Annotated in this window: 28 protein-coding genes and 1 pseudogene; 14 read left to right on the top strand and 15 right to left on the bottom strand. The window is 71.5% G+C overall.

Annotated elements, in window-relative coordinates:
• Positions 1-190: 190 nt before the first annotated feature.
• Entirely contained in the window at positions 191-1,957 is a 1,767-nt protein-coding gene (locus ACFY1L_RS20200) for a ricin-type beta-trefoil lectin domain protein (protein ID WP_388825662.1), read from the bottom strand.
• 439 nt (positions 1,958-2,396) lie between these two features.
• On the opposite strand from ACFY1L_RS20200, the gene galU reads away from it, so the two are divergent.
• Complete coding sequence (galU, locus tag ACFY1L_RS20195) at positions 2,397-3,347, top strand: UTP--glucose-1-phosphate uridylyltransferase GalU (protein ID WP_388825659.1); 951 nt, start codon at positions 2,397-2,399, stop codon at positions 3,345-3,347.
• A gap of 72 nt (positions 3,348-3,419) precedes the next feature.
• Here the strand turns inward: galU and ACFY1L_RS20190 are convergent, their stop codons facing one another.
• On the bottom strand, positions 3,420-3,857 hold the full coding sequence (locus ACFY1L_RS20190; protein ID WP_388826884.1) for a DUF4442 domain-containing protein: 438 nt from the start codon (positions 3,855-3,857) through the stop codon (positions 3,420-3,422).
• 98 nt (positions 3,858-3,955) lie between these two features.
• Here ACFY1L_RS20190 and ACFY1L_RS20185 point away from each other — a divergent pair, with 98 nt between their 5' ends.
• Positions 3,956-4,888 carry a hypothetical protein gene (locus ACFY1L_RS20185; protein ID WP_388825656.1) on the top strand — a complete coding sequence of 311 codons (933 nt, stop codon included), beginning with the start codon at positions 3,956-3,958 and terminating at the stop codon, positions 4,886-4,888.
• Positions 4,889-4,954: 66 nt separating this feature from the next.
• Positions 4,955-5,992 carry a hypothetical protein gene (locus ACFY1L_RS20180; protein ID WP_388825653.1) on the top strand — a complete coding sequence of 346 codons (1,038 nt, stop codon included), beginning with the start codon at positions 4,955-4,957 and terminating at the stop codon, positions 5,990-5,992.
• A 46-nt stretch (positions 5,993-6,038) separates the two neighbouring features.
• Here ACFY1L_RS20180 and ACFY1L_RS20175 read toward each other — a convergent pair whose 3' ends face one another.
• From ACFY1L_RS20175 to ACFY1L_RS20160, 4 genes are all read right to left on the bottom strand, one after another.
• The gene (locus ACFY1L_RS20175; RefSeq protein ID WP_388825650.1) at positions 6,039-6,884 is read right to left on the bottom strand and encodes a spermidine synthase; all 846 of its coding nucleotides are present in this window, start codon (positions 6,882-6,884) and stop codon (positions 6,039-6,041) included.
• A gap of 97 nt (positions 6,885-6,981) precedes the next feature.
• The gene (tuf, locus tag ACFY1L_RS20170) at positions 6,982-8,151 is read right to left on the bottom strand and encodes an elongation factor Tu (protein ID WP_388825647.1); all 1,170 of its coding nucleotides are present in this window, start codon (positions 8,149-8,151) and stop codon (positions 6,982-6,984) included.
• 97 nt (positions 8,152-8,248) lie between these two features.
• Positions 8,249-8,413 carry a hypothetical protein gene (locus tag ACFY1L_RS20165; protein ID WP_388826939.1) on the bottom strand — a complete coding sequence of 55 codons (165 nt, stop codon included), beginning with the start codon at positions 8,411-8,413 and terminating at the stop codon, positions 8,249-8,251.
• Entirely contained in the window at positions 8,410-9,132 is a 723-nt protein-coding gene (locus ACFY1L_RS20160; RefSeq protein ID WP_388825645.1) for a DNA alkylation repair protein, read from the bottom strand. The genes ACFY1L_RS20165 and ACFY1L_RS20160 overlap by 4 nt, the downstream gene beginning before the upstream one ends.
• A 49-nt stretch (positions 9,133-9,181) precedes the next feature.
• Between ACFY1L_RS20160 and ACFY1L_RS20155 the strand changes: the two genes are divergently transcribed.
• Positions 9,182-9,955 carry a TVP38/TMEM64 family protein gene (locus ACFY1L_RS20155; RefSeq protein ID WP_388825642.1) on the top strand — a complete coding sequence of 258 codons (774 nt, stop codon included), beginning with the start codon at positions 9,182-9,184 and terminating at the stop codon, positions 9,953-9,955.
• Positions 9,956-9,959: 4 nt separating this feature from the next.
• Here ACFY1L_RS20155 and ACFY1L_RS20150 read toward each other — a convergent pair whose 3' ends face one another.
• Complete coding sequence (locus ACFY1L_RS20150) at positions 9,960-11,129, bottom strand: thiolase family protein (protein WP_388825639.1); 1,170 nt, start codon at positions 11,127-11,129, stop codon at positions 9,960-9,962.
• Between the two features lie 117 nt (positions 11,130-11,246).
• On the opposite strand from ACFY1L_RS20150, the gene ACFY1L_RS20145 reads away from it, so the two are divergent.
• Both ACFY1L_RS20145 and ACFY1L_RS20140 read left to right on the top strand, forming a co-directional pair.
• Positions 11,247-11,717: a winged helix-turn-helix transcriptional regulator gene (locus ACFY1L_RS20145; protein WP_388825636.1), complete on the top strand. Its 471-nt coding sequence runs from the start codon at positions 11,247-11,249 to the stop codon at positions 11,715-11,717.
• A 62-nt stretch (positions 11,718-11,779) separates the two neighbouring features.
• Positions 11,780-12,388, top strand: coding sequence for a DUF4328 domain-containing protein (locus ACFY1L_RS20140; protein WP_388825633.1), 609 nt, complete (start codon positions 11,780-11,782; stop codon positions 12,386-12,388).
• Here the strand turns inward: ACFY1L_RS20140 and ACFY1L_RS20135 are convergent.
• From ACFY1L_RS20135 to ACFY1L_RS20125, 3 genes are read right to left on the bottom strand one after another with little or no spacing between them, the layout of a single operon-like run.
• A complete protein-coding gene (locus tag ACFY1L_RS20135; RefSeq protein ID WP_388826881.1) occupies positions 12,385-13,095 on the bottom strand; it encodes a cupin domain-containing protein in 711 nt (236 codons plus the stop codon). The genes ACFY1L_RS20140 and ACFY1L_RS20135 overlap by 4 nt on opposite strands.
• Positions 13,092-14,018 (bottom strand): PmoA family protein, encoded by a 927-nt coding sequence (locus ACFY1L_RS20130; protein WP_388825630.1) that lies wholly within the window; start codon positions 14,016-14,018, stop codon positions 13,092-13,094. Before ACFY1L_RS20130 ends, ACFY1L_RS20135 begins: the two co-directional genes overlap by 4 nt.
• Positions 14,015-15,199 (bottom strand): Gfo/Idh/MocA family protein, encoded by a 1,185-nt coding sequence (locus tag ACFY1L_RS20125; protein WP_388825627.1) that lies wholly within the window; start codon positions 15,197-15,199, stop codon positions 14,015-14,017. The genes ACFY1L_RS20130 and ACFY1L_RS20125 overlap by 4 nt, the downstream gene beginning before the upstream one ends.
• Positions 15,200-15,473: 274 nt before the next feature.
• On the opposite strand from ACFY1L_RS20125, the gene ACFY1L_RS20120 reads away from it, so the two are divergent.
• Complete coding sequence (locus ACFY1L_RS20120) at positions 15,474-16,349, top strand: undecaprenyl-diphosphate phosphatase (protein WP_388825624.1); 876 nt, start codon at positions 15,474-15,476, stop codon at positions 16,347-16,349.
• Here the strand turns inward: ACFY1L_RS20120 and ACFY1L_RS20115 are convergent.
• A complete protein-coding gene (locus ACFY1L_RS20115) occupies positions 16,318-16,911 on the bottom strand; it encodes a carboxymuconolactone decarboxylase family protein (RefSeq protein WP_388825621.1) in 594 nt (197 codons plus the stop codon). The genes ACFY1L_RS20120 and ACFY1L_RS20115 overlap by 32 nt on opposite strands.
• A 160-nt stretch (positions 16,912-17,071) precedes the next feature.
• On the opposite strand from ACFY1L_RS20115, the gene ACFY1L_RS20110 reads away from it, so the two are divergent.
• Both ACFY1L_RS20110 and ACFY1L_RS20105 read left to right on the top strand, forming a co-directional pair.
• On the top strand, positions 17,072-17,350 hold the full coding sequence (locus ACFY1L_RS20110; protein ID WP_388826878.1) for a winged helix-turn-helix transcriptional regulator: 279 nt from the start codon (positions 17,072-17,074) through the stop codon (positions 17,348-17,350).
• Positions 17,351-17,476: 126 nt separating this feature from the next.
• Positions 17,477-17,656, top strand: coding sequence for a hypothetical protein (locus tag ACFY1L_RS20105; protein ID WP_361256850.1), 180 nt, complete (start codon positions 17,477-17,479; stop codon positions 17,654-17,656).
• Between the two features lie 13 nt (positions 17,657-17,669).
• On the opposite strand, the gene ACFY1L_RS20100 is transcribed toward ACFY1L_RS20105, so the two are convergent.
• On the bottom strand, positions 17,670-18,665 hold the full coding sequence (locus ACFY1L_RS20100) for an LLM class flavin-dependent oxidoreductase (protein WP_388825618.1): 996 nt from the start codon (positions 18,663-18,665) through the stop codon (positions 17,670-17,672).
• A 126-nt stretch (positions 18,666-18,791) separates the two neighbouring features.
• Here ACFY1L_RS20100 and ACFY1L_RS20095 point away from each other — a divergent pair, with 126 nt between their 5' ends.
• Together ACFY1L_RS20095 and lnt are read left to right on the top strand one after the other, a co-directional pair.
• Complete coding sequence (locus ACFY1L_RS20095; RefSeq protein ID WP_388825615.1) at positions 18,792-19,277, top strand: nuclear transport factor 2 family protein; 486 nt, start codon at positions 18,792-18,794, stop codon at positions 19,275-19,277.
• A gap of 87 nt (positions 19,278-19,364) precedes the next feature.
• Positions 19,365-20,930, top strand: a complete 1,566-nt coding sequence (gene lnt, locus ACFY1L_RS20090) for an apolipoprotein N-acyltransferase (protein WP_388825612.1) — start codon at positions 19,365-19,367, stop codon at positions 20,928-20,930.
• On the opposite strand, the gene ACFY1L_RS20085 is transcribed toward lnt, so the two are convergent.
• The gene (locus tag ACFY1L_RS20085; RefSeq protein ID WP_388825609.1) at positions 20,854-21,759 is read right to left on the bottom strand and encodes a Gfo/Idh/MocA family protein; all 906 of its coding nucleotides are present in this window, start codon (positions 21,757-21,759) and stop codon (positions 20,854-20,856) included. The two genes, lnt and ACFY1L_RS20085, sit on opposite strands and share 77 nt — an antisense overlap.
• Before the next feature lie 13 nt (positions 21,760-21,772).
• Positions 21,773-22,960, bottom strand: a complete 1,188-nt coding sequence (locus tag ACFY1L_RS20080) for an FAD-dependent monooxygenase (protein WP_388825606.1) — start codon at positions 22,958-22,960, stop codon at positions 21,773-21,775.
• 101 nt (positions 22,961-23,061) lie between these two features.
• Here ACFY1L_RS20080 and ACFY1L_RS20075 point away from each other — a divergent pair, with 101 nt between their 5' ends.
• The 3 genes and pseudogenes from ACFY1L_RS20075 (at position 23,062) to ACFY1L_RS20065 (ending at position 24,826) form a co-directional block, all read left to right on the top strand.
• Positions 23,062-23,664 carry a TetR/AcrR family transcriptional regulator gene (locus tag ACFY1L_RS20075; RefSeq protein ID WP_388825603.1) on the top strand — a complete coding sequence of 201 codons (603 nt, stop codon included), beginning with the start codon at positions 23,062-23,064 and terminating at the stop codon, positions 23,662-23,664.
• 42 nt (positions 23,665-23,706) lie between these two features.
• A pseudogene (locus ACFY1L_RS20070) lies at positions 23,707-24,208 on the top strand (DinB family protein).
• Between the two features lie 111 nt (positions 24,209-24,319).
• Positions 24,320-24,826, top strand: a complete 507-nt coding sequence (locus ACFY1L_RS20065) for a hypothetical protein (protein WP_388825600.1) — start codon at positions 24,320-24,322, stop codon at positions 24,824-24,826.
• A gap of 35 nt (positions 24,827-24,861) precedes the next feature.
• Here the strand turns inward: ACFY1L_RS20065 and ACFY1L_RS20060 are convergent, their stop codons facing one another.
• Entirely contained in the window at positions 24,862-25,380 is a 519-nt protein-coding gene (locus ACFY1L_RS20060; protein WP_388825597.1) for a hypothetical protein, read from the bottom strand.
• Positions 25,381-25,400 lie beyond the last annotated feature (20 nt).

The raw sequence follows: 25,400 nt of genomic DNA, 5'->3' as shown, positions 1-25,400 counted from the left end.
TGAACGCATTAAGCGTCAGTACTGACCTGACACCCCGTCGGACACCACGGCGCGGCGGGAAAACTATGACCAGAGGTGACTCGTGTCAATGATGCGAACGAGAAACGTTCGAATGCCGACAAGAAACGAAGACGGGAAACAACGATGGGGCCACCCCGGAGTGGGGTGGCCCCATCGGGGCGGGCCTGCTTCAGTGCGGGGTGGGCCCGAGGGCGGTGGTGACCGCGCCCAGCACGTGCGCCGGGAGCGTACGGACCTCGTCGAGCGGGACCGGTGGCGGGACGGGCGCCGGGGAGGGCGCGGTCTCACTGTCGACCTGGGCGAACCTCTCCTCGTACGGCCCTTCGTGCCGTTCCCCCTCGGGCTTCTGCTGCGGAGCCCGGCCGCCGGGCGGCGGTTTCGGCGTACCGCTGGAAGTGCCGGGAGAATCGGGCGAGTTGGGGATGCCCGGGGCTTCTGGGGCTTGTGGGCGACCGCCCTCCTGCGCTTCGCCCTTCTTCGCCGTGAGACCCGTGCCGTCCTCGACCTCGAGCGTCCACCGCTGGGCGGCGGATCCGTCCCGTTCGGCCACCGTGACGTCCGTGCCCTTCCCGGGCGCGACGAGGAGTCCCTTGCCGCCGCGCAGCAGGAGTTCCCCGCGGACCGTGAGGTCGTAGCGGACCTCACCCGCGTGCACGACGCAGCCGGCCAGGACCACCGAGCGCCGGCCGGCGTCGGAGGCCAGGCACAGGGTGGGGTCGGCGCCGCTGCGCAGCAGGCCGTCGTCCTGGTACGACCACTGCTGGGACGCGGCGGACGAGCATGCCGCCAGCACGGCCGCGGCGCGGGACTCGGCCCGGCCGCCGTCGACGTCGAGACAGAGCCCGGCGGTGGCGTTGCGGAGCCTGCCGCGGCCGACCTCGACGGGCTGCCCCGCGGAGGCGGCCGACGGCGACCCGGCCGACGTGGTGTCGTTCGCGGAGGTCGACGGGCGAAGGGTGCTGCTGCTCTGTGCTCCCCACGTGGCGTGCGGGTCGGGGACACCGTTGTCGTCGGACCAGCTCCTGGTGGCGAGCACGGTGGCGAGCAGGGCGAGCGTCGTCACGCCGATGCCCACGGCGACGGCCTTGGTGTGCCTTCGCGACACGGTGGGGCGGTGCCGTCCGCCGCCCCCGGACCGCGCGCCGCCGCCCCAGGGCCGTACGCCGCCGCGTCCGGCCGGCGTCGTGCGGTCCCCGCCGCGGCCGGGGCGGGAGTCGAGATAGCGCCGGGCGCCCCAGCCGAGCACGGTCTCCGCGAGGAGTTCCTCCAGACCGCCCTCGAAATGGCTGAGCTGTTCGGCGGCGTGACGGCAGTAGCGGCACTCCGTCAGATGCTGCTGGACATCCGGGAGCAGGGCGCCGCCCCGGCGTATCGGGACGTCGAGGAGACGGTTGTAGAAGCGGCATTCCTTGCCGGGCGCGAGTTCGCGGTGGGCGCGTACACAGCCCGTCCGGAATTGCTCGCGTGCCTGCTCGAGGGCCGCGGACGCGGTGGGCGCGTCCACCCCCAACAGACCGGCCGGTACGGTTATGGGTTCGGCCTCGACCTCCACATGCCAGAGCAGGCATTGCGAGGCCCCCGGAAGGGCCCGGAATGCCCGTTCGGCGAGCTGCCGCCTTTCGGGCGTCACGGACCGTGCGGCACGCAGTCCGCGGCCGCCGGTCGGTTTGCGGAGTTCCGGCAGCAGGGCGGAAATTCCGTCGTCCGCGGCCCACTCCTTGACCGTCTCCCGTACGGCCATGAGCAGTTGCGGACGCAGAGCGCCACCGGCCGGCCTCCCGAGCACCCGGTGGAACGCGGCGGCGGCCGCCATCGACGCCGGACTCTCCCCGGAGACAAGGCATATGACTGCGTAGTCGTACGTCGCCCGCCAGTGCCGCGCCAGCAGGAGCGCGCCCGCACGGGCGCCCTCGGTGCCCGGACCCAACTGCGCCACCAGATTGCGGTCGGATTCCGCGGGCCCCGATCCGGGCCGCGGCGGGTACGGCGGGCGTGGGGGGTAAGGGGATTGCACTGAACCATTTCCTTCCAAGCCGCAGGACGACAAACGGAATGGATGCGTCCGTCGGAAAGCAGGTGCGTGATTGGTGCATACCTATGCGCGTCGGGTACCGGGACCGCTATAGGGCCGCTCACTTTCGCACAATTGACGTACAGGAAACAAGGAGTTTGAGTGACCCAAGTTCAAAACGCGGAAACTTCAGATAAGTTACCGGCGGTACCCGCACCCGCATTCGAAATAACCGACGCATGAACGCCAACTTGTGTGCGGCCAAGGACAGTTGGCACACGAAATCTCCACCGTGCACGGACGCACAGCGAGCTCCGAGGTTTCTCTCGGGAAGCTCTCATACCGGTACGCCAGCATGGGCCGCATGATCGCCCCCCACGCTTCGAGCGCCCCCGCCACCGCCCGCACGGTCACCAAGGCCGTCGTCCCGGCCGCCGGGCTCGGCACCCGGTTCCTGCCCGCGACCAAGGCGACTCCCAAGGAGATGCTGCCGGTCGTGGACAAGCCGGCCATCCAGTACGTCGTCGAGGAGGCTGCCGCGGCCGGCCTGGACGACGTGCTGATGGTCACCGGCCGACACAAGCGGGCCATCGAGGACCACTTCGACAACGCCTTCGAGCTGGAGCAGGCCCTCGCCGCCAAGGGAGACGCCGTACGCCTGGACGCCGTGCGCGACCCGGCCCGGCTGGCCAACATCCACCACATCCGCCAGGGTGAGCCCCTCGGCCTCGGACACGCGGTGCTGTGCGCCCGCCGGCACGTCGGCGACCAGCCCTTCGCGGTCCTGCTCGGCGACGACCTGATCGACCCGCGCGAGACGCTGCTCAGCCGGATGCTCGACGTCCGCGACCAGTACTCCGGCAGCGTCGTGGCCCTGATGGAGGTCCCGCCGGAGCAGATCCACCTCTACGGCTGCGCGGCCGTGGAGGCGACCGGCGAGGACGACGTCGTCCGGGTCACCGGCCTGGTGGAGAAGCCGTCGCGCGAGAACGCGCCCAGCACCTACGCCGTCATCGGCCGCTACGTCCTCGACCCGGCCGTCTTCGACACCCTGGAGCGCACCCCGCCCGGCCGCGGCGGCGAGATCCAGCTGACCGACGCCCTCCAGGAACTCGCCGCGGGCGGCACGGTGCACGGGGTCGTCTTCGACGGCCTGCGCTACGACACCGGCGACAAGGCCGACTATCTGCGCACGGTGGTGCGCCTGGCCTGCGACCGCGACGACCTGGGCCCTGAATTCACGGCCTGGCTCAAGGAGTTCGTGGCGGGGCTGGAGGGTGACGCGGTCGCAGGCCGGAGGCGACTCGCGGCCTGATCACGCGGCGAATGCACGCCCGAGGGCCCGGGTCACATTTCGCGTGACCCGGGCCCTCGGCGGCAGCGGCTCTCAGCCGTTCGGGCGGAGCGTCCAGACCACCGTCATCTCGCCGGTCACGGCGCCGTCCCCGCGGCGGATCTCGATCGTCACCGGGAACTCGGGGCGGCCCCCGGCGTCCAGCTCGGCGACGACGTCGGCGGCCGGCCGGCCGAGGACCGCGGTGGCGGTGACGACTCCCATCGCGAGCTTCCTGTACGCGATCTCGGCGCTCACCGCAAGCGGCACCGCACGCGCGAGCTGTTCTCCGAACGCGGCCAGCACGACCGACCCGCTGGCGGTCTCCCCGAGCGTGAACATCGCTCCGGCATGCGGCCCGCCCACGTGGTTGTGGTACTCGCTCTGGTCCGGCAGGGCCACGACCGCCTTCTCCGGCGTGGTCTCCAGGAACTCCAGGTTCAGGGTCCGGGCCATCGGCACGGTGGCGGCGAGCATCTCGCCGATCGACATCTGGTCTGCGCTCATGACGGCCAGGTTACCCACGAGTAGCCTCGGCTGACCAGAGCCGTTCCCGGTGCCGCTCGATGATCGTCGTATCCTTGCGGCCCATGTGGCCAGGAGAGCAGTCGCCCGGGGGCCGGCCCGATCAGCAGCAGGACGCCAATCCGTACCGGCAGCCCGGATATCAGCAGCCCAACCCGTACCAGCAGCAGCCGTGGCAGGCCCCGACCGCTCCGGCGCTGCCAGCGACGCGTGGTGCGGGACGCCGTACGAAGGTGGTCGCTCTTGTCGCGGCCGCGGTGGTCGTGGTGACCACCGCCGTGACCGGAGCCGTCCTGCTGACCGGCGGCAGCGAGGACCGGGCGGATCCCGGCCCGACCGGCTCGGCGAGCCCGCGGGCGTCCGACAGCGGGAACCCGCGGGCGTCCGACGGCAACGGTCCGACCATCGCCGGCTGGCAGGTCGTGGCCAACCCCCAGCTGGGTGTTCTCTTCGACGTTCCGGCCGACTGGGCGCCCCAGGCGCCGAGTTGGGTCTCGTACGTCTCGGAGAATGACGATCCCGACGACACGCCCCTGGTCGGCATGAAGGCCCCCGCGATCCTCAAGGAGGAGTGGTGCAAGGCCGACGACGACCGGGACGGCAAGGCCGACTACACGTCCCTGGCGAGCGCGGGCACCCGGCGGAACAACGGCGCGAAGAGCACGGCGGAGATCGCCCGCGCGGACTCGGCGGCCTGGGTCTACGGCAGCTACACCCAGCCGGACCACAAGAAGGTCACGACCGGTCCCGTCGCCTCCTTCACCACGGCCTCCGGACTCACCGGCAGCGTCGCCACGTCCCGGTCGTCGGGTGTGAAGAAACTGCACAAGTGCGATTCGGACGGGAAGGCGACGACCTTCGCCTTCAAGAACACCGCGGGCGATCTGGCGTCCTGGTCGTTCGTGGGCGCGAAGGGCGTGGGCGAGGAGGTCCCGGACGCCACGGTCAGGAAGGTCCTGAGCACCGTACGGCTCTACACGCCCCCCGAGGACTCCTGATTCGCTACGGCCCTGACGAGCCGCAGTGACCGAATCGTGTCCCCGGCGGCACTAGGGTGGCTGCACATGTGGCCAGGACAGCAGCCGCCCGGGGGCGAGCAGAACGCGCAGGGGCAGAACCCCCAGGCGCCGAACAACCCGTACCAGCAGCCGGGATACCAGCAGCCGAATCCGTATCAGCAGCCCGGATTCCAGCAGCAGCCCAGCCCCTATGCGCAGCAGCCGCAGTGGGGTCCGCCGGGTCCGGCGGGGGCGCCGCAGCCGCCGAGCGGTGGTGGCGGCAACAGAACGAAACTGGTCGCGATCGTGGCGGCCACGGCCGTGGTCGTGGCCGCCGGCGTCACCGGCTTCCTGGTGCTCGGGGGTGACAAGGACGACAAGGCGGACGGCGGTTCGGGCAAGAAGGTGCGCCAGTCGCCTTCCGCGTCGGCGAGCCCGAGCGACTCCGCGTCGGCGGCGGACGACAACCCGCGCGGCGGCGACACCGCGAAGGCGACCATCGCCGGCTGGAAGGTCGTGGTGAACCCCAAGTGGGGCACCGCCTTCGACGTACCGGCCGACTGGGAGGTCGACTCCCCCGGCACGCTGATCGGCTTCGAGGACAAGAGCAAGGACGCCGGCAGCAAGCCGCTCATCACGATGTCTGCGCCGGCGTACTACAAGTCCAAGTGGTGCACGTCCGACGACGACAAGGACGGCAAGACGGACGACACGGCGCTCGCCGCGGTGGGCACCAAGGGTGCGGACGGCGCGAAGAACACCGACGAAGTCGCCGTGAACCAGGTGCCGTGGTGGGTCTTCGGCGGGTACACGCAGCCGGACAAGAAGAGCATCACCTTCGACAAGACGGCCAAGAAGTTCACGACGACCTCCGGCATCTCGGGCAGTTACGCCTGGGCCCGGTCGAAGAACAGCCCGGAGATCGGCAAGTCGAAGTGCGCCAGCGACGGCAAGGCCATCTCGTTCGGCTTCAAGAACTCGGCCGGGGACTTCGTGGCCTGGAACCTCTACGCCGCGACCGGCGTCAAGGGCGAGGTCCCGGACAAGACGATCCTGAAGATCATGAGCACCGTGCGGCTGTCGGGTGAGGATCCGACGGGGTGAACGGCAACCGGTAGCGGGGCACGGTGATTTGGTTGGCCGGGACGGCTCAGCCGATGCCGAACGCCCCGTCGGGGGGTTCGGGTGACGGTACGGCGTCCTCGTCCCGTACCGGTTGGGCGCCGCGGGTGAACTCCCGTATGCCCGGCCCGTATTCGACCCGGGCCGGGAAGGCGTCGGCCGCTGTGAGGCGGGCCAGGGCGACCGCGTCGAGGGGGTGGTGCGCGGCGACGAGCACCGCGTTGCCGAAGCGGCGCCCGCGCAGGACGGCCGGTTCGGCGATCAGGACGAGCTCCTCGAACACCGCGGCGAAGGTGGCGAGTTGGGAGCGGAGGAAGGCGAAGGGCGCGGCGTCGGCGAGGTTGGCCAGATAGACGCCCGTGTCGCGCAGCACCCGGCCGGCCTCGCGGGCGTAGGCGACGGAGGTGAGGTGTGCCGGGACGCGGGAGCCGCCGAAGACGTCGGCGACGAGCACGTCCGCGGAGTCCGCGGGGGCCGCTTCCAGCCAGGCGCGGGCGTCGTCGGTGTGCAGGGTGATCGCAGCGCCGTCCGGCAGCGGCAGGTGCTCCACGACCAGCTCCAGCAGAGCCCGGTCCGCCTCGACGACGTCCTGCCGCGAGCCGGGCCGGGTGACCGCCAGGTACCGGGGCAGGGTGAGCGCACCCCCACCGAGGTGCAGCACGTCCAGCGGACTCCCCGGCTCGGCGACGATGTCCAGAACATGCCCGAGCCGCCGCGCGTACTCGAACTCCAGATGCTCCGGCTCGTCCAGGTCCACGTACGACTGCGGCGCCCCGTCCACCGTAAGCAGCCAGGCCCGCTTCCGGTCGACGTCGGGCATGAGCTTGGCAACACCGAAGTCGGTGGTCCTGCTTACGGGGATGGGTTCGGTCACTCCTCCATTGTGGGGCCCGGCAACGCCGCCAAGGGGCACGGGGAACTGCGTGACCGGCCACAGCCGGCCGGCAGTCCCCCACGCACCTCAGCGACCTTCACACAAGGGCTGTCACGGTCCCGGCCCCGACGGTCCGTCCACCCTCACGGATGGCAAAGCCCAGCCCGGGCTCCAGAGGAACCTCACGCCCCAGCTCGACGGTCATGGTGACCGTCTCCCCCGGGCGCGCGACCGCCACCGTGCCGAGGTCGACGTCACCGACCACGTCCGCGGTCCGGATGTAGAACTGCGGCCGGTACCCCGTCGACACCGGTGTCGTGCGTCCGCCCTCGCGCGTCGACAGGACGTACACCCGCGCGGAGAAGCGGCGACTGGGCGCCACACTGCCCGGCGCAGCCACCACGTGCCCGCGCCGCACCGCGTCCCGGGGAACACCCCGCAGCAGCAGCGCCACGTTGTCCCCGGCCTGCGCCTCCTCCATGGGCTTGCCGAAGGTCTCCAGGCCGGTGACCACGGTCTCCAGCCCGGCGCCGAGCACTTCGACCCGGTCGCCCACGCGGACGACACCGCGCTCGACCGCGCCCGTGACCACCGTCCCCCGGCCGGTGATCGTGAGCACGTTCTCGACCGGCAACAGGAACGGCGCGTCCAAGTACCGCTCGGGCATGGGCACATACGTGTCCACGGCGTCGAGCAGCGCCTCGATGGACGCCGTCCACCGCGGGTCGCCCTCCAGCGCCTTGAGCCCCGAGACCCGTACGACGGGTACGGAGTCGCCGCCGTAGCCCTGCGCGGTGAGCAGCTCGCGGACCTCCAGCTCGACGAGGTCGGTGAGCTCCTCGTCGCCCGCGTCGGCCTTGTTGAGCGCGACGACGATGTGGTCGACGCCCACCTGCCGGGCGAGCAGGACGTGTTCGGCGGTCTGCGGCATGATCCCGTCGACCGCGGAGACGACGAGGATCGCCCCGTCGAGCTGCGCGGCGCCGGTGACCATGTTCTTGACGTAGTCGGCGTGGCCCGGCATGTCCACGTGCGCGTAGTGGCGGGTGTCGGTCTCGTACTCGACGTGCGCGATGTTGATGGTGATGCCGCGCGCGGCCTCCTCCGGGGCGCGGTCGATGCGGTCGAACGGCACGAACGTGCCGGTGCCGCGCTCGGCCAGCACCTTGGTGATGGCGGCGGTCAGGGTGGTCTTGCCGTGGTCGACGTGACCCATGGTGCCGATGTTCAGATGCGGTTTGGTGCGCACGTAAGCCGTCTTGGGCATGGCGATACCTCGAAGCCTCTTCGTCAGGAGAGAGATGGGGACCCCAAGGACTCGCCGACCCTCCCCCTGCGGGGTCCGCCGGACGATCCGGAGAGGGTCAGCTTCGGGCGCCGTCGACTGCGGCGGCGAGAACGGGAACGGCAGCCTTCGGGGCATCCGCGACCGCGGATGCTGCGAGGTGGAAGGCGTACCGGAACATGACGTCGATCATTGCCGACGCTTTGCCCGGCGTCGAATGGTTTTCCCCCTGGGGCGAGTTCACGCCCCGATGTTCTTCAGTGCCTCCCGCACCGACAGCGGCGCGAACCGTCCGCGCTCCCGCGCCAGGAACGCCCGTACGGCCTCGGGGTCGGTCTTGGCGTACTCGCGCAGACACCAGCCGATGGCCTTGCGGACGAAGAAGTCGGGGTGTCCGGACTGGTGCAGGCAGTAGCTGAAGAGGCGTTCGGTGTCGGTGCGTTCCTTGTAGCGCAGCTGGTGCAGCAGGGCGGTGCGGGCGACCCACAGGTCGTCGTCCACGATCCAGAGGTCCATGTCTGCCGTGAGCTTCGGGTCGGCCGCGACCAGGGCGCCCACCGTGTGCGCCGCGAGCGCGTCGACCGTGTCCCACCAGGAGACGGTGGTGACGAGGTGCCGGGCCACCGGGAGGAAGCCGGAGGAGCACGCGCGCGCGTGGCGGCGCAGATAGTCGACGGCGAAGTAGTGGTACTCGCGTTCGGGCAACTGCCAGCAGCGCAGGGCGATTGCGGTGCAGTCGGCCTCGTCGGGGCGGGGCAGGCCCTCCACGACGGTGCGGGACAGGGCCCTGCGGACGGGTGTGGTCAGGCCCAGAAAGGGGGCCACGTCCTTCATGTACGCCTGCATGGGAGCGGCTCGCTCGGGGTCGGCCGCGGCGGCGTACGTGGCGGTGAGCCGCTCCAGCACGGTGTCGGCGAGTGTGCTGAACGGCACGTCCACGATGCCCGCATCTGTGACGCCCATGGGACGAACCATACGGCGATCACACACATCTGTCGGTTAGTGTCACCGGATGCTCGATGCCACCACCCGCTCTGGGGGCACCGCCACGGCCTCTCCCCGGGCCGCCGCCACGGAGCTCGCCGTCGCCGTACCCGTCCCGGCTCCACAGGGCCTCGGCGCGCGCTGCACGCGCGTGCTGCTCTCGCCGTGGTCGCGGTTGTCCCTGCTCGTCGTCCTGCTCGCCGCCGCCGCGAGTGCCGTGCTGCTCTTCGAGCCGCAGCGACTGCTGGCGCACGGCTGGCCGCCGCAACTCGGCGGGGCCGCGGCGGCCATGGTGTTCGCGGGGGCGTACGGACTGTGCACGGTCGCGTTCGTGCCGCGGCCGCTGCTCAACCTCGCCGGGGGCGCACTGTTCGGCTCCCAGATGGGCATAGGCACGGCCCTGGCGGGCACGGTGCTCGGGGCCGGAATCGCCTTCGGCCTGGGCCGCGTGCTCGGGCAGGACGCGCTGCGCCCGTTGCTGCGGGGCCGGCTGCTGAAGGCGGCGGACGGACAGCTCAGCCGGCACGGCTTCCGCTCGATGATGGCGGCCCGGCTCTTTCCCGGGGTGCCGTTCTGGGCCGCGAACTACTGCGCCTCCGTCTCCCGCATGGGCTGGGTGCCCTTCCTGCTCGCGACGGCCCTCGGCTCGATCCCGAACACCGCCGCTTACGTCGTCGCCGGCGCTCGCGCCTCGTCGCCGACATCCCCGGCCTTCCTGATCGCGATGGCCTGCATCGCCCTGCCGGCCCTGGTCGGCACGGCGGTGGCTTGGCGCAAGCGGCACCACATCCGGGGCTGCTGACCGCCTACGCGGCTTCCAGGATCATCGCGTTGGCCAGTCCGCCCGCCTCGCACATGGTCTGCAGGGCGTAACGCGCTCCACGCGCGCGCATGGCGTGCACCAAGGTCGTGGTCAGGCGGGTGCCGCTCGCCCCGAGCGGGTGCCCGATGGCGATCGCGCCGCCGTGGACGTTGACCTTGGCGAGATCGGCGCCGGTCTCCTGCTGCCAGGCCAGGACGACGCTGGAGAACGCCTCGTTGACCTCGAACAGGTCGATGTCGTCGAGCGTCAGGCCGGCCCTGCGCAGCACCTTCTCCGTGGCCGGTATGACGCCGGTGAGCATCAGGAGCGGGTCGGAACCGGTGACGGCGAAGCTGTGCAGCCGGGCGAGCGGGCGCAGGCCCAGCCGGGCGGCGGTCTCACTGGACGTGATCAGCACGGCGGAGGCGCCGTCGTTGATGGGGCTGGCGTTGCCCGCGGTGACGTTCCACTCGATCTGCGGGAAGCGCTCGGCGAAGGCCGGGTCGTGGTAGGCGGGGCGCAGGCCGGCGAGGATCTCGGAGGTGCTGTTGGGCCGCACGCACTCGTCGCGCGTGACACCCTCCAGAGGCGCGACCTCGGCGTCGAAGAGGCCCTGCTGCCAGGCCGCGGCGGCCTTGTGATGCGACGAGACGGCGAAGGCGTCCATCTGCTCACGGTTGATCGACCACTTGGCTGCGATCAGTTCGGCGCTGATGCCCTGCGGAACCAGGCCCTCCGGGTAGCGCTCGGCGACACCGGGGCCGAAGGGGTCCTTGCCGGGCGGCACGTTCGACCACATCGGTACGCGGCTCATCGACTCGACACCACAGGCGACGACGATGTCGTACGCCCCCGACATGACGCCCTGCGCCGCGAAGTGCACGGCCTGCTGGGAGGAGCCGCACTGGCGGTCCACGGTGGTCGCCGGGACCGAGTCGGGGAAGCCCGCCGACAGGACGGCGTAGCGGGTGGTGTTCATGGCCTGCTCGCCGACCTGGTCGACGGTGCCGCCGATGACGTCGTCGATCAGCGCCGGGTCGACCCCGGAGCGGTCGACGAGGGTGCGCAGGGTGTGGGCGAGGAGCTCGACGGGGTGGACGTGCGCGAGGGAGCCGTTCGGCTTGCCCTTGCCTATCGGGGTGCGTACGGCTTCGACGATCACTGCGTCACGCATGGTGCGGCCTCCACGACAACCGGCGGACAACTGCCAGGAACTACTGGTGAGTAGGAAATTCAAACTCACCATAACCGAGTGGGTTGGAAAATCAAACCCTCTCCTAGACTGGGCCCCATGGCCGCCACCAAAGACCCGCGCCCCTGTTCCATCGCCGACGCCCTGGCGCTCGTCGGCGAGAAGTACTCCCTGCTCGTCCTGCGGGAGGTGTGCCTGGGCAACGGTCGCTTCGACCAGCTGGTGCGCAACATCGGCGCCCCGCGCGACGTCCTGACCACCCGGCTGCGCCGGCTCGTGGACGCCGGGATCCTGACAAAGCGCGTCTACAGCGAGCGGCCGCAGCGCTTCGAGTACCGGCCGACCCGTGCGGGGCTCGAGCTGGAGCCGGTCCTGATGACCTTGATGGAATGGGGCGACCGCCATCTGCGCAAGGACAGCGACCGGCCCATGGTGGTCGAGCACAGCTGCGGCAACGAACTGGTCCCCGTCGTCACCTGCCGGGCCTGCGGCGAGGCGGTGCGGCACGAGGACCTCACCGCTCACCCGCAGGCCACGGGCTGGACGGTGACGGGTCCGACAGCAGCCTGAGCATGGTCATGTTCAGGTAAACGGCAAGGTCGCAAGGGTGCGGGCGGCCCTATCCTCCCGCTGTGAACAGTCCCCTCAGCAAGGCGCCATGGCTCCTCGCGCGATGCACGCAGGCCGTCATACCCGTGGCGGCAGTCGCGGACGTCTTCCGGTCCGTGGCCGTCAGGGCTCACCGTCTGCACCCGACGGATGCGTCGCTCAACAGGTCGGGGTTCGCGTCGATGGTGTTCGTGTACCTGACGACTGCGGCGATCGCGCTCTTCCTGGTGTGGTTCAGCCGCTGCCGGCGCAACGCACAGGTGCTGTCTCCCGGCGCCGTCACGGGATCCGGCGCGTGGGCCGTCCTCGCCTGGCTGATCCCGGTGGTCAACCTGTGGGTTCCGCGGGGGCTCGTCCTCGAGGTACGGCGCGCGAGCAGCGTCGGGACGACGGAGACCGGCCGCGACGAGGTCCTGGTGAACGTCTGGTGGGCGGCGTGGGCCGGGCACACCGTGCTCACCGCGGCGTCCCAGTTCGGGGGCGGGACCTCGCTGCCCCTCCTGGTGGTGGCGGAAGTGCTCGAACTCGCCGCGGCGGTCCTCGTGGTGTTCGTGATCCAGCGCATCACCGCGCTGCAGAGCAGGGTGCTCGCCGCCGGTGCGCCGGTCGAGCCCCTTACACCCGCCGCTTAGGGGCCCTGGTACACGTCCAACCGGCCGCACATCCCGAACTTCCCGTACGCCGAAGGCAGTTCGGCGCGTACGACGGCGTCCGCGAGGTGGGTGACGTCGCCCTTCTCGAGGCGGTCCAGCTGCTCCCCCGTCGCTGCCGCGGCCGCCTCGGCACCCCGCTGCCAGCGCTCGCGCCACTCGGCGAGACGGGGGCGCACCAGTGCCGCGGCGGCGCGGTGGAAGGCGGCCAGCGGCTCCGGGCCGTCCGCGTCGCGCAGGGCTCGGTAGCCCTCCAAGGCCAGGTCACGGCGGGCCCGGGCGACCCGGGCCTGCTCCTCCTCCGGTGCGTCCGTCGGGATCCTGGTCGCGGCGGCGTACGTGTCGGGGTCGGTCAGGTACCGCGGCGGCAGCGTCAGCACCGCGTCGCCCGCCTCGGGCAGCCCGCTGTTCTGCATCAGCACGGTGATGCGCAGGTCGTCCTCGTTGACCAGCCGGTGGATGGTGCCCGGCGTGAACCAGGCGACCGTACCGGGTACGAGGGGCGTGACCTCGTAACCGGACGTCGTGAGCGTCTGCACCGCGCCCCGGCCGCCGGTGACGACGTACCCCTCCGAACAGGTCAGGTGCATATGGGGAGTTCCGCCGCAGACGCCGTCGGCGGCGGGCCAGTCGTAGACGGACAGGTGCGAGACGGCCACCCCGCCGGGCAACCCCGGGAAACCGTTCACCACGGATGCGCCTCCAGGTACTTGGCGATCTCCTCCCGCTCCCAGGCTCCGTCCGCCACGACGACGCGGTAGCGGCGGGTGAGCGTGTCACCGGGGGCGAGTTCCAGTTCGTCGTAGAACGCCCAGGAGGGTGCCACCGCGGCGAACGGCTCGTTGCGTACGAACCAGTGGGCGGGGTGCGTCCCGAGGGAGCCGTCGTGGTCGTTCTCGGGAGCATGCACGAAGACGAGCGTCGCGTGGCCGTCGGTGCCGTCGTGCTCGCCGGAGTAGGCGAGCCAGGGCGCCTGTTCGCCCATCAGGCCCGGACCCTCGGACTCGGGGCCGATGATCCGGCCGTCGCGGAAGGCGCGCGGACCGCGCCAGAACAGGCCGGTGTAGCCCGCCAGTTCACGCCCGGCGGTGGTCGGGCTGCCGAAGAGCAGCGGCTCGTCACGGCGGTTGGTGACGGCGCTCGTCCAGGTCAGCGCCCAGGAGCCGGACTCCCGGTCGACGTCGTGGATCTCGATCCGGCGCTCCTCGTCGGCCCACAGTTCGCCGTTGTACGGGTGCCAGGTCAGCCTCTCGGCGATGACGACACGGTCCTCCCCGGCGGCCACCTCGTCGAAGCCGACGTGCGCCATCGAGCCGACGCGCTCGGGGAGTTCGAGGTAACCCTCGCCGTGCACGTAGGAGTTGCCGCCCCACAGGTTGGCGCCCGACAGGTGCGAGGCCGTCAGCTGCAGGCCCTTGTGCCAGCGGTGGTCGTTGGGCCGGTAGTCGGTGACGACGTCGCCGGCCAGGGTGCGCAGGGGGTGGAGGTACGGCTTCGGGGACTCCCAGGCCGCCTCGGGGGCGTAGACGTAGCTGAGCAGCTCGACGCCGGTGGACGGTTCGGTGATCGTGATCCGGTCGCCGTGGGCGTGGACGAGACGCAGGCCGGTCATGCGGAGACCTCCTCGGCGACGACGGGGGCGGGTGCCCAGCCGGGGGCGTTGCCGTGCATCGCCGTGTAGAAGGGATCGCCGGGGCCGATCTCGCCCGCCCTCACCGTCACGTCGGTGAACGCCGACTTGTACAGCGCGGCGATCAGCTCCAGGCTCGTGCGCCCGTCCGCGCCGCTGCTGCGCGGCCGCTCCCCGGCCCGCATGCTCGCGACGAGCTCCCGCAGCTGCTCCAGGTGCGAGCTCGGTACGTCCGCACCGAAGTCCTGCCAGGCGGCGACCTCGTCGCCGGACACGTCCGGGGCGGGGGTGATGCGCCAGTTCTCGTTGCCGTGACCGTAGAGGTGGGTCAGTTCGACGGTGGCGCGCTCGCAGTCGATGCGGATGCGGCTGACCTCGTCGGGGCTCAGGACACTGTTGACGATCGTCGCCAGGGCGCCGTTCTCGAAGCGGACCAGGGCGGTCGAGACGTCCTCGGTCTCCACGTCGTGCACCAGGCGCCCGGCCATCGCGCGCACCTCGCTCCACGGGCCGAGCAGGTCCAGCAGGAGGTCCATCTGGTGGATGCCGTGTCCCATCGCCGGCCCGCCGCCCTCGGTCGCCCAGCGGCCGCGCCAGGGCACGGCGTAGTACGCGGTGTCGCGGTACCAGGTGGTCTGGCAGTGCGCCACGAGCGGCCGGCCCATGGCCTTCTCGGTGAGCAGTCGTCGAACGTGCTTCGAACCCGACCCGAAGCGGTGCTGGAAGACGATCGAGGCGTACGGGCCGCCGTCCTTGCCCTCCTCGGCCTCCACCGCGTCGTAGTCGGCGAGCGTCGGCACCGGCGGCTTCTCGCACCACACCCACGCCCCGGCACGCAGCGCGGCGGTCGTCTGGTCGCGGTGCAGCGTCGGCGGGGTGCAGATGCTCACCAGGTCGGGGCGCTGCTCGCGGAGCATCTGCTCCAGGTCGGTGTACGCGTGCGGGATCCCGGTCGCCCGGCAGAACTCCTCGACGGCGGTGGCATCGATGTCAACCGCGGCGACGACCTCCGTCTCGCCCTCCTCCGCGAGCTTGGCCAGCGCGGGCAGGTGCGAGCCCCGCCCGATGGCGCCGGTACCGACGAGAGCGGCCCTGATGCGGCGGCCGGTGAGCGGGGCGGAGGGAGGCCGGGACGTCCCTGGGCGGGTCTCGGACGTGGACATGGACCTGATCAGCACTCCTCCGGGGACGACGAGCCGGCGAGGAAGAACAGCAAGCGCTTTCCCCTCCGGTGAAACGTAAGCTCCGCCCCTGTGGCTGGTCAACACCGCAAACGCCGAGGCCACCGGCCGCCTGCGAAACCCCTGTGCCGGGCCTGTCATCCGGGGGCGCTACGCTGCCGTGTGATCTCCGCGCCCGACGGCGGCGATCACCGTGCCCGGCGGCGCGGTACGCCCGGCGCCCCTTCCTCCATCAGCACTTGGACTCCGTAACTTCATGTCTTGGTTTGAATCCCTCGTCCTCGGACTCGTCCAGGGGCTGACCGAGTTCCTTCCCGTCTCCTCCAGCGCGCATCTGCGGCTGACCGCGGCCTTCTCCGGCTGGAAGGACCCGGGCGCGGCCTTCACGGCGATCACGCAGATCGGCACGGAGGCCGCCGTGCTCATCTACTTCCGCAAGGACATCGGGCGGATCATCTCGGCGTGGGCGCGTTCGCTGGTGAACAAGGACATGCGCCGGGACCACGACGCGCAGATGGGCTGGCTGGTGATCGTCGGATCGATCCCGATCGGTGTGCTGGGGCTGCTGTTCAAGGACCAGATCGAGGGGCCGTTCCGCGATCTGCGGATCACAGCGACCATGCTGATCGTCGTCGGCGTGGTCATCGGCATAGCCGACCGGCTGGCGGCACGTGACGAGACCGGCGGCCGCCACCGGGCACCCAAGCAGCGCAAGAACCTCGAGAACCTGGGCGTGAAGGACGGCCTGATCTTCGGCCTGTGCCAGTCGGCGGCCCTCGTCCCCGGCGTCTCCCGCTCCGGCGCCACCATCAGCGGCGGCCTGTTCATGGGCTACAAGCGCGAGGCCGCGGCCCGCTACTCCTTCCTGCTCGCCATCCCGGCGGTGCTGGCGTCGGGCCTCTTCGAGACCAAGGACGCGCTGGAGAGCGACCATGTCTCATGGGGCCCGACCCTGTTCGCGACGGTGATCGCCTTCGCGACCGGATACGCCGTCATCGCGTGGTTCATGAAGTTCATCTCGACCAAGAGCTTCATGCCGTTCGTCTGGTACCGCATCGCGCTCGGCATCGTCATCATCGCCCTGGTCACGACGGGCGCGCTCAGCCCGCACGCGGCGGAGTCGGCGGGCTGACCCACTCCTCGGGCAGGGCGAGCGCCCACGGTTCGGGGTCGATCGCCGTGCCGTTCGCCACGTAGGCGATCGTCCGGTACCAGCCGGCGAGGACGAGGAACTCGACGGTCTCGGGCTCGTCGAGGTGCTCCCGCAGTCCCGACCATGCCTCGTCGGTCAGCTGCGAGCCGGCGTGCAATTCGTCGACGGCACGGAGCAGGGCCTTCTGGCGGGGCGACCAGGCCGGATCGTCGGGGGTGCCGGTCGCGGTCAGGGGGATCTGCCGCGGGGTGAGACCGGCCACTTCTGCGTACGCCGCCATGTGCACACCCCACTCGTAGCCGCAGCCGCTCCGGGCACAGACCCGGGCGATCACGAGCTCACGGTCCGCGTCGGACAGCCGGCCGTGGACGAGGAGGCCTGCGCCCAACGCCCGCATGCGTGAGGCGAGTTCGGGGTGACGTTCCAGGACCTTGAAGAGCATCAGGGGTCCGCGGTCGGCGCCCGGCGGCATCCACCGGTGCAACGCGCGATCGGTTTCCGGGGTGTAGGGCGGCGCGACGCCGTCGATGCGCTGTTTCACGCCGACCGACTCTTGCGCTTCTGAAATCGAAGCGCAAGAGTGAGGGAGGAACATTCGTGAGCGACGCACCGCAGTGCGGATCGGATCGAGAGGAGGCCAGTTGGGATCGACGCCCACCCCCGGCCGCCCCGTACGCGGATCCACCACCGGCCGTCCCGTCATGGCCGCGCTCGACCTGCTGGGCCGGCGCTGGACGCTGCGCGTGATCTGGGAACTCCACCAGCACGGCGACCCGATCGGCTTCCGGGACCTGCAACGCCGTTGCGACGGCATGTCCTCCAGCGTCCTGTCCACCCGACTGACCGAGCTGCGCGAGGCGGGCCTCACAGCCCCGACCGCCGAGTCGACCTGGCACCTCACACCGCTCGGCACTGACCTGGTCACGGCGATGCGACCGCTGCTGGACTGGTCGCGCACGTGGGCCGAGCGACAGGAGTGACGGTGATCCAACACCGCGCCACGACACGGGAGTTCAGCGGCGCCACGAAAATCCGTGACCAATCGCATACGTCCTCAGTAGCCATCCGGTAGCGCAGTGTCAGTGCTTGCCCCTAGGCTTGTGCGCATGTCCCCCGATTCCGTGACCCGTGGTTCCGTGCGCTCTGCTGCCGAGGTGAACGAGCAGATCCGTGCCCTGTGGATGCGCGCGGGCGGTTCCCTCTCGGCTCAGGAGCGCGCGGAGTACGAGCTGTTGGTGGTCGAGTGGGCGGCGGCGATCCGGAGCGATGTCATCGAGGCGGCCTGAAGAAGACCTTCTGCTACGGCAGTTGTGGCGCCGCGGGCAGCATGACGTGCTGCCGGACAAGTTCGTACGACCTCAGGCGGTCGGCCAGCGCATAGATGGGCGTCACCAGCATGAGCTCGTCCGCACCCGTCACGTCCACCAGCTCCGTCAGGCGCTTGTCCACGATCTCCGGTGAGCCGTGGGCCTGTTGGGCGCGGAAGCCCGTCAACGCCCGTGCCTCCTCCGGGGTGAACGAGTGGGCGGCCGCCTCCTCGGGCGTCGGGAAGGGAATGTCTCCCCGCCCCTTGAGCAGCCCGGCCTTGACGACGTCCATCGGGCCCGCGAGGCGGGCCGCCTCCTCCTGTGTCTCGGCGCACACCGTTTCCACGCAAATCAGCACGCGGGGACGCGCGCACCAGCGGGAGGGCGAAAAGTGCTCGCGGTAGTGGTCGAGCGCGGCGAGGGTGTTGTCGGGGCGAATGTGGTGGGCGAAGGCGATGGGCAGCCCGAGTTCCGCGGCGAGCGCCGCACCCGCCGTGCTCGACGACAGCAGCCACGGCTCCGGGAGCGGGCCGAGGGCGACCTCGTCCACCAGGAAACGCAGCGTCTGCGCCACGTCGTCGCGGTACTCGTCGTCCGTCGCCGGTCCGGCCCCACGCCGCAGGGCCCGCGCCGTCGGCTCGTCGAAGGTGGCCGGCCCGCGGCCGATGCCCAGGTCGATCCGCTCCGGGTGCAGTGCGGTCAGCGTGCCGAACTGCTCCGCCAGCATGATCGGGGCGTGGTTCGGGGCGAGCACACCCCCGGAGCCGAGACGGATGGACGACGTCGAGGCGGCCGCGTGGGCGGTCAGGACGACCGGCGGAAAGGCTCCGATGGCCGGGGAGTGGTGATGCTCGGCGTACCAGAGCCGCAGGTAGCCGAGGCCGTCCAGGCGCCGGGCGAACTCGGTGGTGTCCCGTAGCGTGTCCGCGGCCCGGGCGCCCGCCTGGACCATGGCCACTTCGAGCGCACTGAGCGGAACATCGATCATCCGGTCAGTATAGGAAGGGGTGTTGGCGGCGGCCCTGCCAACTTCCGTGCCCGCGCCCGCCGTTCACGACACACGAGTCGCCGCACGCCTCTTGGCCCGGCCCGTCCCATGCCCAACACTGAGCCGATGACACAGCGAGTGGAGCTGGCGACCGTCATGGACCGGCTGGCCGTCGACGAGCTGGTCACCGACTACGCGGTGGCGGTGGACGACGGCGACTGGAGAGCGTACCGGGGGCTGTTCACACCCGACGGGCGCGCGGACTACCGCTCGGCCGGCGGTATCGAGGGGGCCGCGGGGAAGGTCGCCGAGTGGCTCGCCGAGAGCATGCTGCTGTTCCCGATGCGGCAGCACCTGATCGTCAACCGCCGGGTGCGGTTCGGGCCCCTGGAGCAGGACGTCGGCGACACCGCGCGCGTGCAGGCCGACTACGTCAACCCGATGCGGTTCGCGAAGGACGGAGCAGAGTCGGCCGCCCCCGACTTCGTGTGCGGCGGCCGCTACCGCTTCGGCTTGCTCCGCACATACGACGGCTGGCGGCTGCGCGAGGTGGTCGTACAGGAGAAGTGGCGCCGTCTGCCCGAGCCGCACTCCGCGCCCGCGGGCGGCTGAATCCGGCCCTTGGCCGAGATGACCCCCCTGGCCGAGATCACCGGAAGCACGCACACTGGAGCCAGCCGCCGGGTAGGGAGGTGCCGTATGAAGACCTTCGGTCACTGGCTCGCCTCCCCGTGGCGGCGCTCGGCGATCGCAGCGCTCGCCGGCGCCCTGCCCGTGTTCGCGTTCCCCGCGCCGTCCCTGTGGTGGTTCGCCTACGTCGCCCTGGTCCCCTGGATCGTCCTGGTCCGCTCCGCGCCGACCGGGAAACGCGCCGCGTACGACGGATGGTGGGGCGGGTTCGGCTACCTGGTGGCCGTGCACCACTGGCTGCTGCCGAGCCTGCATGTGTTCATCTTTCTCATCGCCGCGCTGCTGGGCGCCCTGTGGGCCCCCTGGGGCTGGCTCGTCCGCCGCTTCCTGGGCGGGGTGCCCGGGCCGGGGCGAGGTCTGGCCGCACTCCTCGTGCTGCCGTCGGCCTGGCTCATGGCCGAGCTCGTGCGCTCCTGGCAGGGGCTCGGCGGCCCCTGGGGCATGATCGGGTCGAGCCAGTGGGACGTGGAGCCCGCGCTGCGGCTCGCCTCGGTCGGCGGGGTGTGGCTGCTCAGCTTCCTGGTGGTGGCCGTCAACGTCTCGGTGGCCGTGCTGGTGTCGGTGCGTGCGTCCCGGGTCCCGGCCGTGGCGGGACTCGTCGCGACCGCCGCGGCCACCTCGGCGGCCTGGGTGTGGTCACCGCGCCCGGACGTCGACGGCCGGACGCGGATCGCGGTCGTACAGGCCGGTGTAATAGATGGCGCCGACGCGCGCTTCGACCGCGAGGAACAGCTCACCCGCAAGCTCGCCGGACAGGGCGTCGACCTGATCGTCTGGGGCGAGAGCAGCGTCGGCTTCGACCTCGGAGACCGGCCCGACCTCGCACGGCGGATAGCGGCGCTCTCGAGGGAGACGGGCTCCGACATCCTGGTCAACGTCGACGCTCGCCGCTCCGACAAACCCGGCATCTACAAGAGCTCGGTGCTCGTCGGCCCGGACGGCCTCACCGGCGACCGCTACGACAAGATGCGGCTCGTGCCCTTCGGCGAGTACGTCCCGTTCCGCTCGGTGCTCGGCTGGGCGACCTCCGTCGGCAAGGCGGCCGGCGAGGACCGCAGGCGCGGCTCGCAGCAGGTCGTCATGAACGTCGGGCACGGCCTGCGCGTCGGCCCGATGGTCTGCTTCGAGTCGGCCTTCCCCGACATGAGCCGCCATCTCGCCCGGGACGGCGCCGAGTTGCTGATAGCCCAGTCCGCGACCTCGACGTTCCAGCACAGTTGGGCCCCTGAGCAGCACGCCTCGCTCGCCGCGCTGCGCGCTGCCGAGACCGGGCGGCCCATGGTGCATGCGACGTTGACCGGGGTTTCGGCGGTGTATGACGCGAGCGGGCATCGGATCGGCTCGTGGCTCGGCACGAGCGACAGCGCTTCAGTGGTATACGACATTCCACTGGCGCACGGCGTCACCCCGTACGCCCGCTACGGCGACTGGCCGGTGCACGGCGCGCTCCTGATCCTCGCCGTGTGCTGCGCGGCCGAGGGCGTACGGGCCGTCCGCCTCAGGCGGTCCGGTCCTGCACCGCACGTACCACCCGCTCGCACAGTTCGTGAGTCGCCAGCGCGTCCCGGGCGCTGAGCACCTTGCCCGCGCGCACCGCGTCGAGGAAGGCCAGCACCGCCTGCTCGATACCGCGCTGCCGCGCCACCGGCACCCAGTCGCCGCGCCGCCGCACGGTCGGCTGGCCCTTGTGGTCGATCACCTCGGCGAGGTTGAGCACCTGACGCTTGGTGTCCTGCCCGGACACCTCGAGGATCTCCTCCGCCGAACCGCTGAGCCGGTTCATCACACCGAGCGCGGTGAAGCCGTCCCCGGACAGCTGCAGCACGAGGTGATGCAGCAGCCCGCCCTCCACGCGCGCGCGTACCGTCACGTCGTCGACCGGCCCCGGCACCAGAAAACGCAGCGTGTCCACGACGTGGATGAAGTCGTCGAGGATCATCGAGCGCGGCTCCTCCGGCAGCCCGATCCGGTTCTTCTGCATCAGGATCAGCTCGCGCGGATGGTCCGCGCACTGGGCGTACCCGGGCGCGAAACGCCGGTTGAAGCCGACGGCCAGGCTGACGTTCCGCGCCTCGGCGAGCGCCACCAGCCGCTCGGAGTCGGCGAGCTCGTACGCGAGCGGCTTGTCGACGTACGTCGGCACGCCCGCCTCCAGCAGCCGGGTCACGATCTCCGGGTGCACGATCGTGGGCGCGTGCACGAAGGCGGCGTCGAGGTCCTGGGCGAGCAGGGCGTCGAGATCCGCGTGCCGCTGCTCCGGCGGGACGCGGAGGCTGTCGCCGACCCGGGCGAGAGTCGCGGGGGTGCGGGTCTGCAGGTGCAGCTCGATCCCGGGAAGAGCGCCGAGCACCGGGAGGTAGGCCTTCTGCGCGATGTCGCCGAGTCCGATGCAGCCGACCTTCACGGGACGGTCTCCTCTAACGGTTGCCTGCCGGGGTCCTGCCGGAAGCATACGGCTGCTGCGGCGGCCGCCAGTCGGCGATCGAGTCGAAGCTGCGCAGGAGGAGCGCGGGTCCCGCCTTGGACAGTGCCGCAATTGCGGTGTTGCGTACGGCGATGGCGGCGCGGCTGCTCATCAGGTTCATGCGGGCCACCTTGACGGACTGGCGCGCGATGGCGGTCGTACGGGGAAGACGGGCCGCCGTGTACGCGGCGAGGTCGTCGCAGTGGGCGGCGAGCACGATCGCGTCCTCGATCGCCTGGTTGCCGCCCTGCCCGAGCATCGGCGGCATGGCGTGCGCGGCATCGCCGAGCAGAGCGACCCGGCCGCGGTGGAAGGCGGGCAGCGGCTGGGCGAGGTGGTGGACGTCGTGCCGCAGGACGTCCTCGGGGCGTGCGGCGGCGAGGACGGCGGGGATCGGGTCGTGCCAGTCGCCGTAGCGGCGCAGCAGTTCGGCCCGCTCGCCGTCGGACGCCCTCGCGCCGGCCGGCGCGAGGGCGGCGGCGTAGGCGTAGACCCGCCCGTCCTTGAGCGGGTGCGTGCCCCAGATACGGCCCCTCCCCCACGTCTCGTGCGAGGCGAACTCGGCACCGGGCACCGGGACCACGATCCGCCAAGTGGTGAACCCGGAGTAGACGGCCCCGGGGTGCTCCGGGAACAGCGACCGGCGTGCGGCGGAGCGGATGCCGTCCGCCGCCACGACGAGGTCTGCCTCCAGCTCGCCGTCCGGAGTGCTCACCCGGGCCGGCCGGTCGGCGTCGCCCGGGTCGGCAAGGGTCGCGGGCGCGGCCGTGCGGACGGTGTCCGGCGGGAGCAGGGCCGCGAGGCTGGTGACGAGAGTCGATCGGTGGAGCAGGACGAGGGGGCCGCCGAAGCGCTCGGCGGCGGCGTCGGCACTGGAGCGGGAGAGCCAGCGCCCGCCCGGGGTGCGCAGCCCGCCGTCCTCCTGCCAGGCGGCCAAGTCGCGGATCTCGTCGCCGAGCCCGATGACGTCCAGGGCGCGCAGGGAGTTCGGGGCGAGGGAGATGGCGGCGCCGACCGGTTCCAGGGAGACCGCGCGCTCCAGGACGGTGACGTGCAGTCCGCGTTGGTGGAGGGCTGCGGCCGCGGTCAGGCCGCCTATTCCGCCGCCGATCACGACGGCTCGGCCGGTGGTATGTGACATAGCACTTCCTCGGGTCCGCTGCGTGAAGGAATAACTACACCTGTAGTGCCGCACTGGATCCACCGTACTACAGCCGTAGTACACCCGGTAGGTTGACCACCATGTCGACCTCCACCCCCGCAGACACCCCCGCCGCCTCCCGTCCCGACCTCGTCGCCGACACCGCCCTCGCCCTGCTCGCCGAGCGGGGGATGCGCGGGCTGACGCACCGGGCCGTCGACGAGGCGGCAGCGCTGTCGCAGGGCTCCACCTCGAACGTGGCGCGGACCCGGCAGGCGCTGCTGGAGCTGGCGGTGCGGCGGCTGGCCGAGCGCGAGGCGCGCGTCCTGGCCCTGGACGAGATGCCGGACCCGGCGGCCGGGCTCCCCTCCCTCGTCGACGCGCTGGCCCTCGCCACGCACCGCGCCCTGACCCGCAACCGCGAACTGACCCTCGCCCGCTACGAGCTGGCCCTGGAGGCGACCCGCCGCCCCGAGCTGCGCGCCTACTTCGACGCGACCGGCGCCCGCTTCCGCGACCAGCTGGGCGGCATGGTCACGGCGATGGGCTCGAAGGACCCGGCCCGGCACGTGCTGTCGCTGGTGGCCTGGGCGGACGGGCTGATGTTCTCCTGCGTGGCCGGCTCCTTCAACGCGGAGGTGCCGAGCCTGGACGAAGTGCGCGCGGGGTTGCGGGAGTTGCTGCGGGGGATGCTCGGCGGCTGAAAACCCGTGGTGGGCTCGGGTGCGGTGGGTCAGGATGCGGGGATGACCATCGAACGCCGTGAACCCGCGACCGACGCCGACGAGCGCACCATGCTGGAGGGCTGGCTGGACTACCACCGGCAGACCCTGGCGCTCAAGTGCGAGGGTCTGACCGACGCCCAGCTCAGAACCGCCTCCGTGGAGCCGTCCTCGCTGTCCCTGATGGGGCTGGTGCGGCATCTGGCGGAGTGCGAGCGGGGCTGGTTCCGCAAGGTCCTCGCGAACGAGGACGCGGGCCCGATCTACTACACCGAGGAGGACCCGGACGGCGAGTTCCACCTCACCGAGGCGGACACGTGGGCGGAGGCGTACGCCACCTGGCAGGCCGAGATCGAGCTCGCCCGGCGCAACGCGGCCCGCTTCGCCCTGGACGACATCTCCGAGGGCAAGCATCGGCGCACCGGCGAGGGGTTGGATCTACACCCACATGATCGAGGAGTACGCCCGGCACAACGGCCACGCCGACCTGATCCGCGAGCGCATCGACGGCGCCACGGGCGACTGACGTCAGCCTGCCGCACCCGCGCCCTCCGTACGGGGTGCGAGATCACCCGTGCGGGCCAACCTCCGCCTGTCCGCCGTCTGCCGACCCACCGGACCCGACATCGTTGCGCGGGTGCATCGAACGACGACCACCGCAACGCTCCTGGTCACCGCGGCCGTCACGGCCCTCTCCGGCTGTGTGACCGTCCAGCGCCCGCCCGTGCCCGGCCCGCCGACGGCGGCACCGTCCCGGGAATCGGTTCCGCGCCCGGACGGCAGCGCGGACCCACGGGTCGTGCAGGCGCCGGCCCGTGAGGCACTGGAGATGATCGAACCGTCCGGGCGGGCTCAGCCCGATACACCGGAGCCGCACCGCTCGGCGGCCACTGCGCCTTCGCCCGGTCGGCCGGGCCGACCCGACCGACCGCACGGACCGCACGGACCGCACGGACCGCACAAGCAGTCACCGGCGCATCCCCCGCACCCGCATCCGCACGCCAAGATCCCCGAGGTGTCCCAGTCGCTCCCCAAGGGCTCGGTTCCCAAGAACGCGGACGTGTGCGCCCTGGGCAGGCAGTACGGGGGCTGGCGGGCGGACAGCCCGGAGGCGGTCATCTGCCAGCAGACGTACGGGCGTTGATACCCGGCCCACCCGACCACCCGGCCTCAGCCGTCCTACGGCCGCTGCCGCGGTGGCCCCCACACCCCCTCGCCGGCTCCGTCCTCCCCCAACCGCAGCTCCAGCCGCTCGATGGCCGCCCGCACCCCGTCCCCGTAGGGGTCGTCCGCGAGTGTCCGTGCGGCTCCGCGGGCCCGGCGCAGATGGGTGCGGGCGGCTCCGCTGCGGCCGAGCTTCACGTAGTCGGCCGCGAGGTTCAGGTGCAGCGAGGGGTACAGGGCGCGCACCGCGAGCGCTCCTTCGTGGGCGGCGAGGCGATCGTCCGTGAGTTCCTCGGCGGCCGTCAACGCCCTTAGATCCCAGGCCAGTTCATCCGCTGGGTCGTCCTGGGCGTCGGCCATGTAGTGGGCCAGGGTGCAGCGGTGCAGGGGGTCGCCGTCCGCGCCGATCTCCGACCAGAGCTGGAGGAAGCGGTGCCGGGCCTCCTCGCGGTCGCCCGCGTGGTGCAGGATGACGACCTGCCCGATCCGCGTCATCACGGCATCCGGCGCCGCCTGCTCCTGTCCTTTGGCCACCGCGTCCTCCGCCCGCTCGT

Source organism: Streptomyces sp. NPDC001663 (assembly GCF_042893105.1).
Classification (GTDB): domain Bacteria; phylum Actinomycetota; class Actinomycetes; order Streptomycetales; family Streptomycetaceae; genus Streptomyces.
The sequence above is the reverse complement of the archived record's forward strand: the minus strand, read 5'-3'. Positions and strand labels throughout refer to the sequence as shown.

Bases quoted from the DNA above. Each gene is read 5' to 3' on its own strand.
- ACFY1L_RS20130 (WP_388825630.1), bottom strand. From the start codon at position 14,018: ATGACCGGCCTGCGTCTCGTCCACGCCCACGGCGACCGGATCACGATC.
- ACFY1L_RS20180 (WP_388825653.1), top strand. From the start codon at position 4,955: ATGTGGCCAGGACAGCAGCCGCCCGGGGGCGAGCAGAACGCGCAGGGG.
- ACFY1L_RS20100 (WP_388825618.1), bottom strand. From the start codon at position 18,665: ATGATCGATGTTCCGCTCAGTGCGCTCGAAGTGGCCATGGTCCAGGCG.
- galU (WP_388825659.1), top strand. From the start codon at position 2,397: ATGATCGCCCCCCACGCTTCGAGCGCCCCCGCCACCGCCCGCACGGTC.
- ACFY1L_RS20110 (WP_388826878.1), top strand. From the start codon at position 17,072: ATGGCCGCGCTCGACCTGCTGGGCCGGCGCTGGACGCTGCGCGTGATC.
- ACFY1L_RS20095 (WP_388825615.1), top strand. From the start codon at position 18,792: ATGACACAGCGAGTGGAGCTGGCGACCGTCATGGACCGGCTGGCCGTC.
- ACFY1L_RS20080 (WP_388825606.1), bottom strand. From the start codon at position 22,960: ATGTCACATACCACCGGCCGAGCCGTCGTGATCGGCGGCGGAATAGGC.
- ACFY1L_RS20185 (WP_388825656.1), top strand. From the start codon at position 3,956: ATGTGGCCAGGAGAGCAGTCGCCCGGGGGCCGGCCCGATCAGCAGCAG.
- ACFY1L_RS20190 (WP_388826884.1), bottom strand. From the start codon at position 3,857: ATGTCGATCGGCGAGATGCTCGCCGCCACCGTGCCGATGGCCCGGACC.
- ACFY1L_RS20145 (WP_388825636.1), top strand. From the start codon at position 11,247: ATGGCCGCCACCAAAGACCCGCGCCCCTGTTCCATCGCCGACGCCCTG.
- tuf (WP_388825647.1), bottom strand. From the start codon at position 8,151: ATGCCCAAGACGGCTTACGTGCGCACCAAACCGCATCTGAACATCGGC.
- ACFY1L_RS20105 (WP_361256850.1), top strand. From the start codon at position 17,477: ATGTCCCCCGATTCCGTGACCCGTGGTTCCGTGCGCTCTGCTGCCGAG.
- ACFY1L_RS20160 (WP_388825645.1), bottom strand. From the start codon at position 9,132: ATGGGCGTCACAGATGCGGGCATCGTGGACGTGCCGTTCAGCACACTC.
- ACFY1L_RS20120 (WP_388825624.1), top strand. From the start codon at position 15,474: ATGTCTTGGTTTGAATCCCTCGTCCTCGGACTCGTCCAGGGGCTGACC.
- ACFY1L_RS20125 (WP_388825627.1), bottom strand. From the start codon at position 15,199: ATGTCCACGTCCGAGACCCGCCCAGGGACGTCCCGGCCTCCCTCCGCC.
- ACFY1L_RS20150 (WP_388825639.1), bottom strand. From the start codon at position 11,129: ATGCGTGACGCAGTGATCGTCGAAGCCGTACGCACCCCGATAGGCAAG.
- lnt (WP_388825612.1), top strand. From the start codon at position 19,365: ATGAAGACCTTCGGTCACTGGCTCGCCTCCCCGTGGCGGCGCTCGGCG.
- ACFY1L_RS20155 (WP_388825642.1), top strand. From the start codon at position 9,182: ATGCTCGATGCCACCACCCGCTCTGGGGGCACCGCCACGGCCTCTCCC.
- ACFY1L_RS20075 (WP_388825603.1), top strand. From the start codon at position 23,062: ATGTCGACCTCCACCCCCGCAGACACCCCCGCCGCCTCCCGTCCCGAC.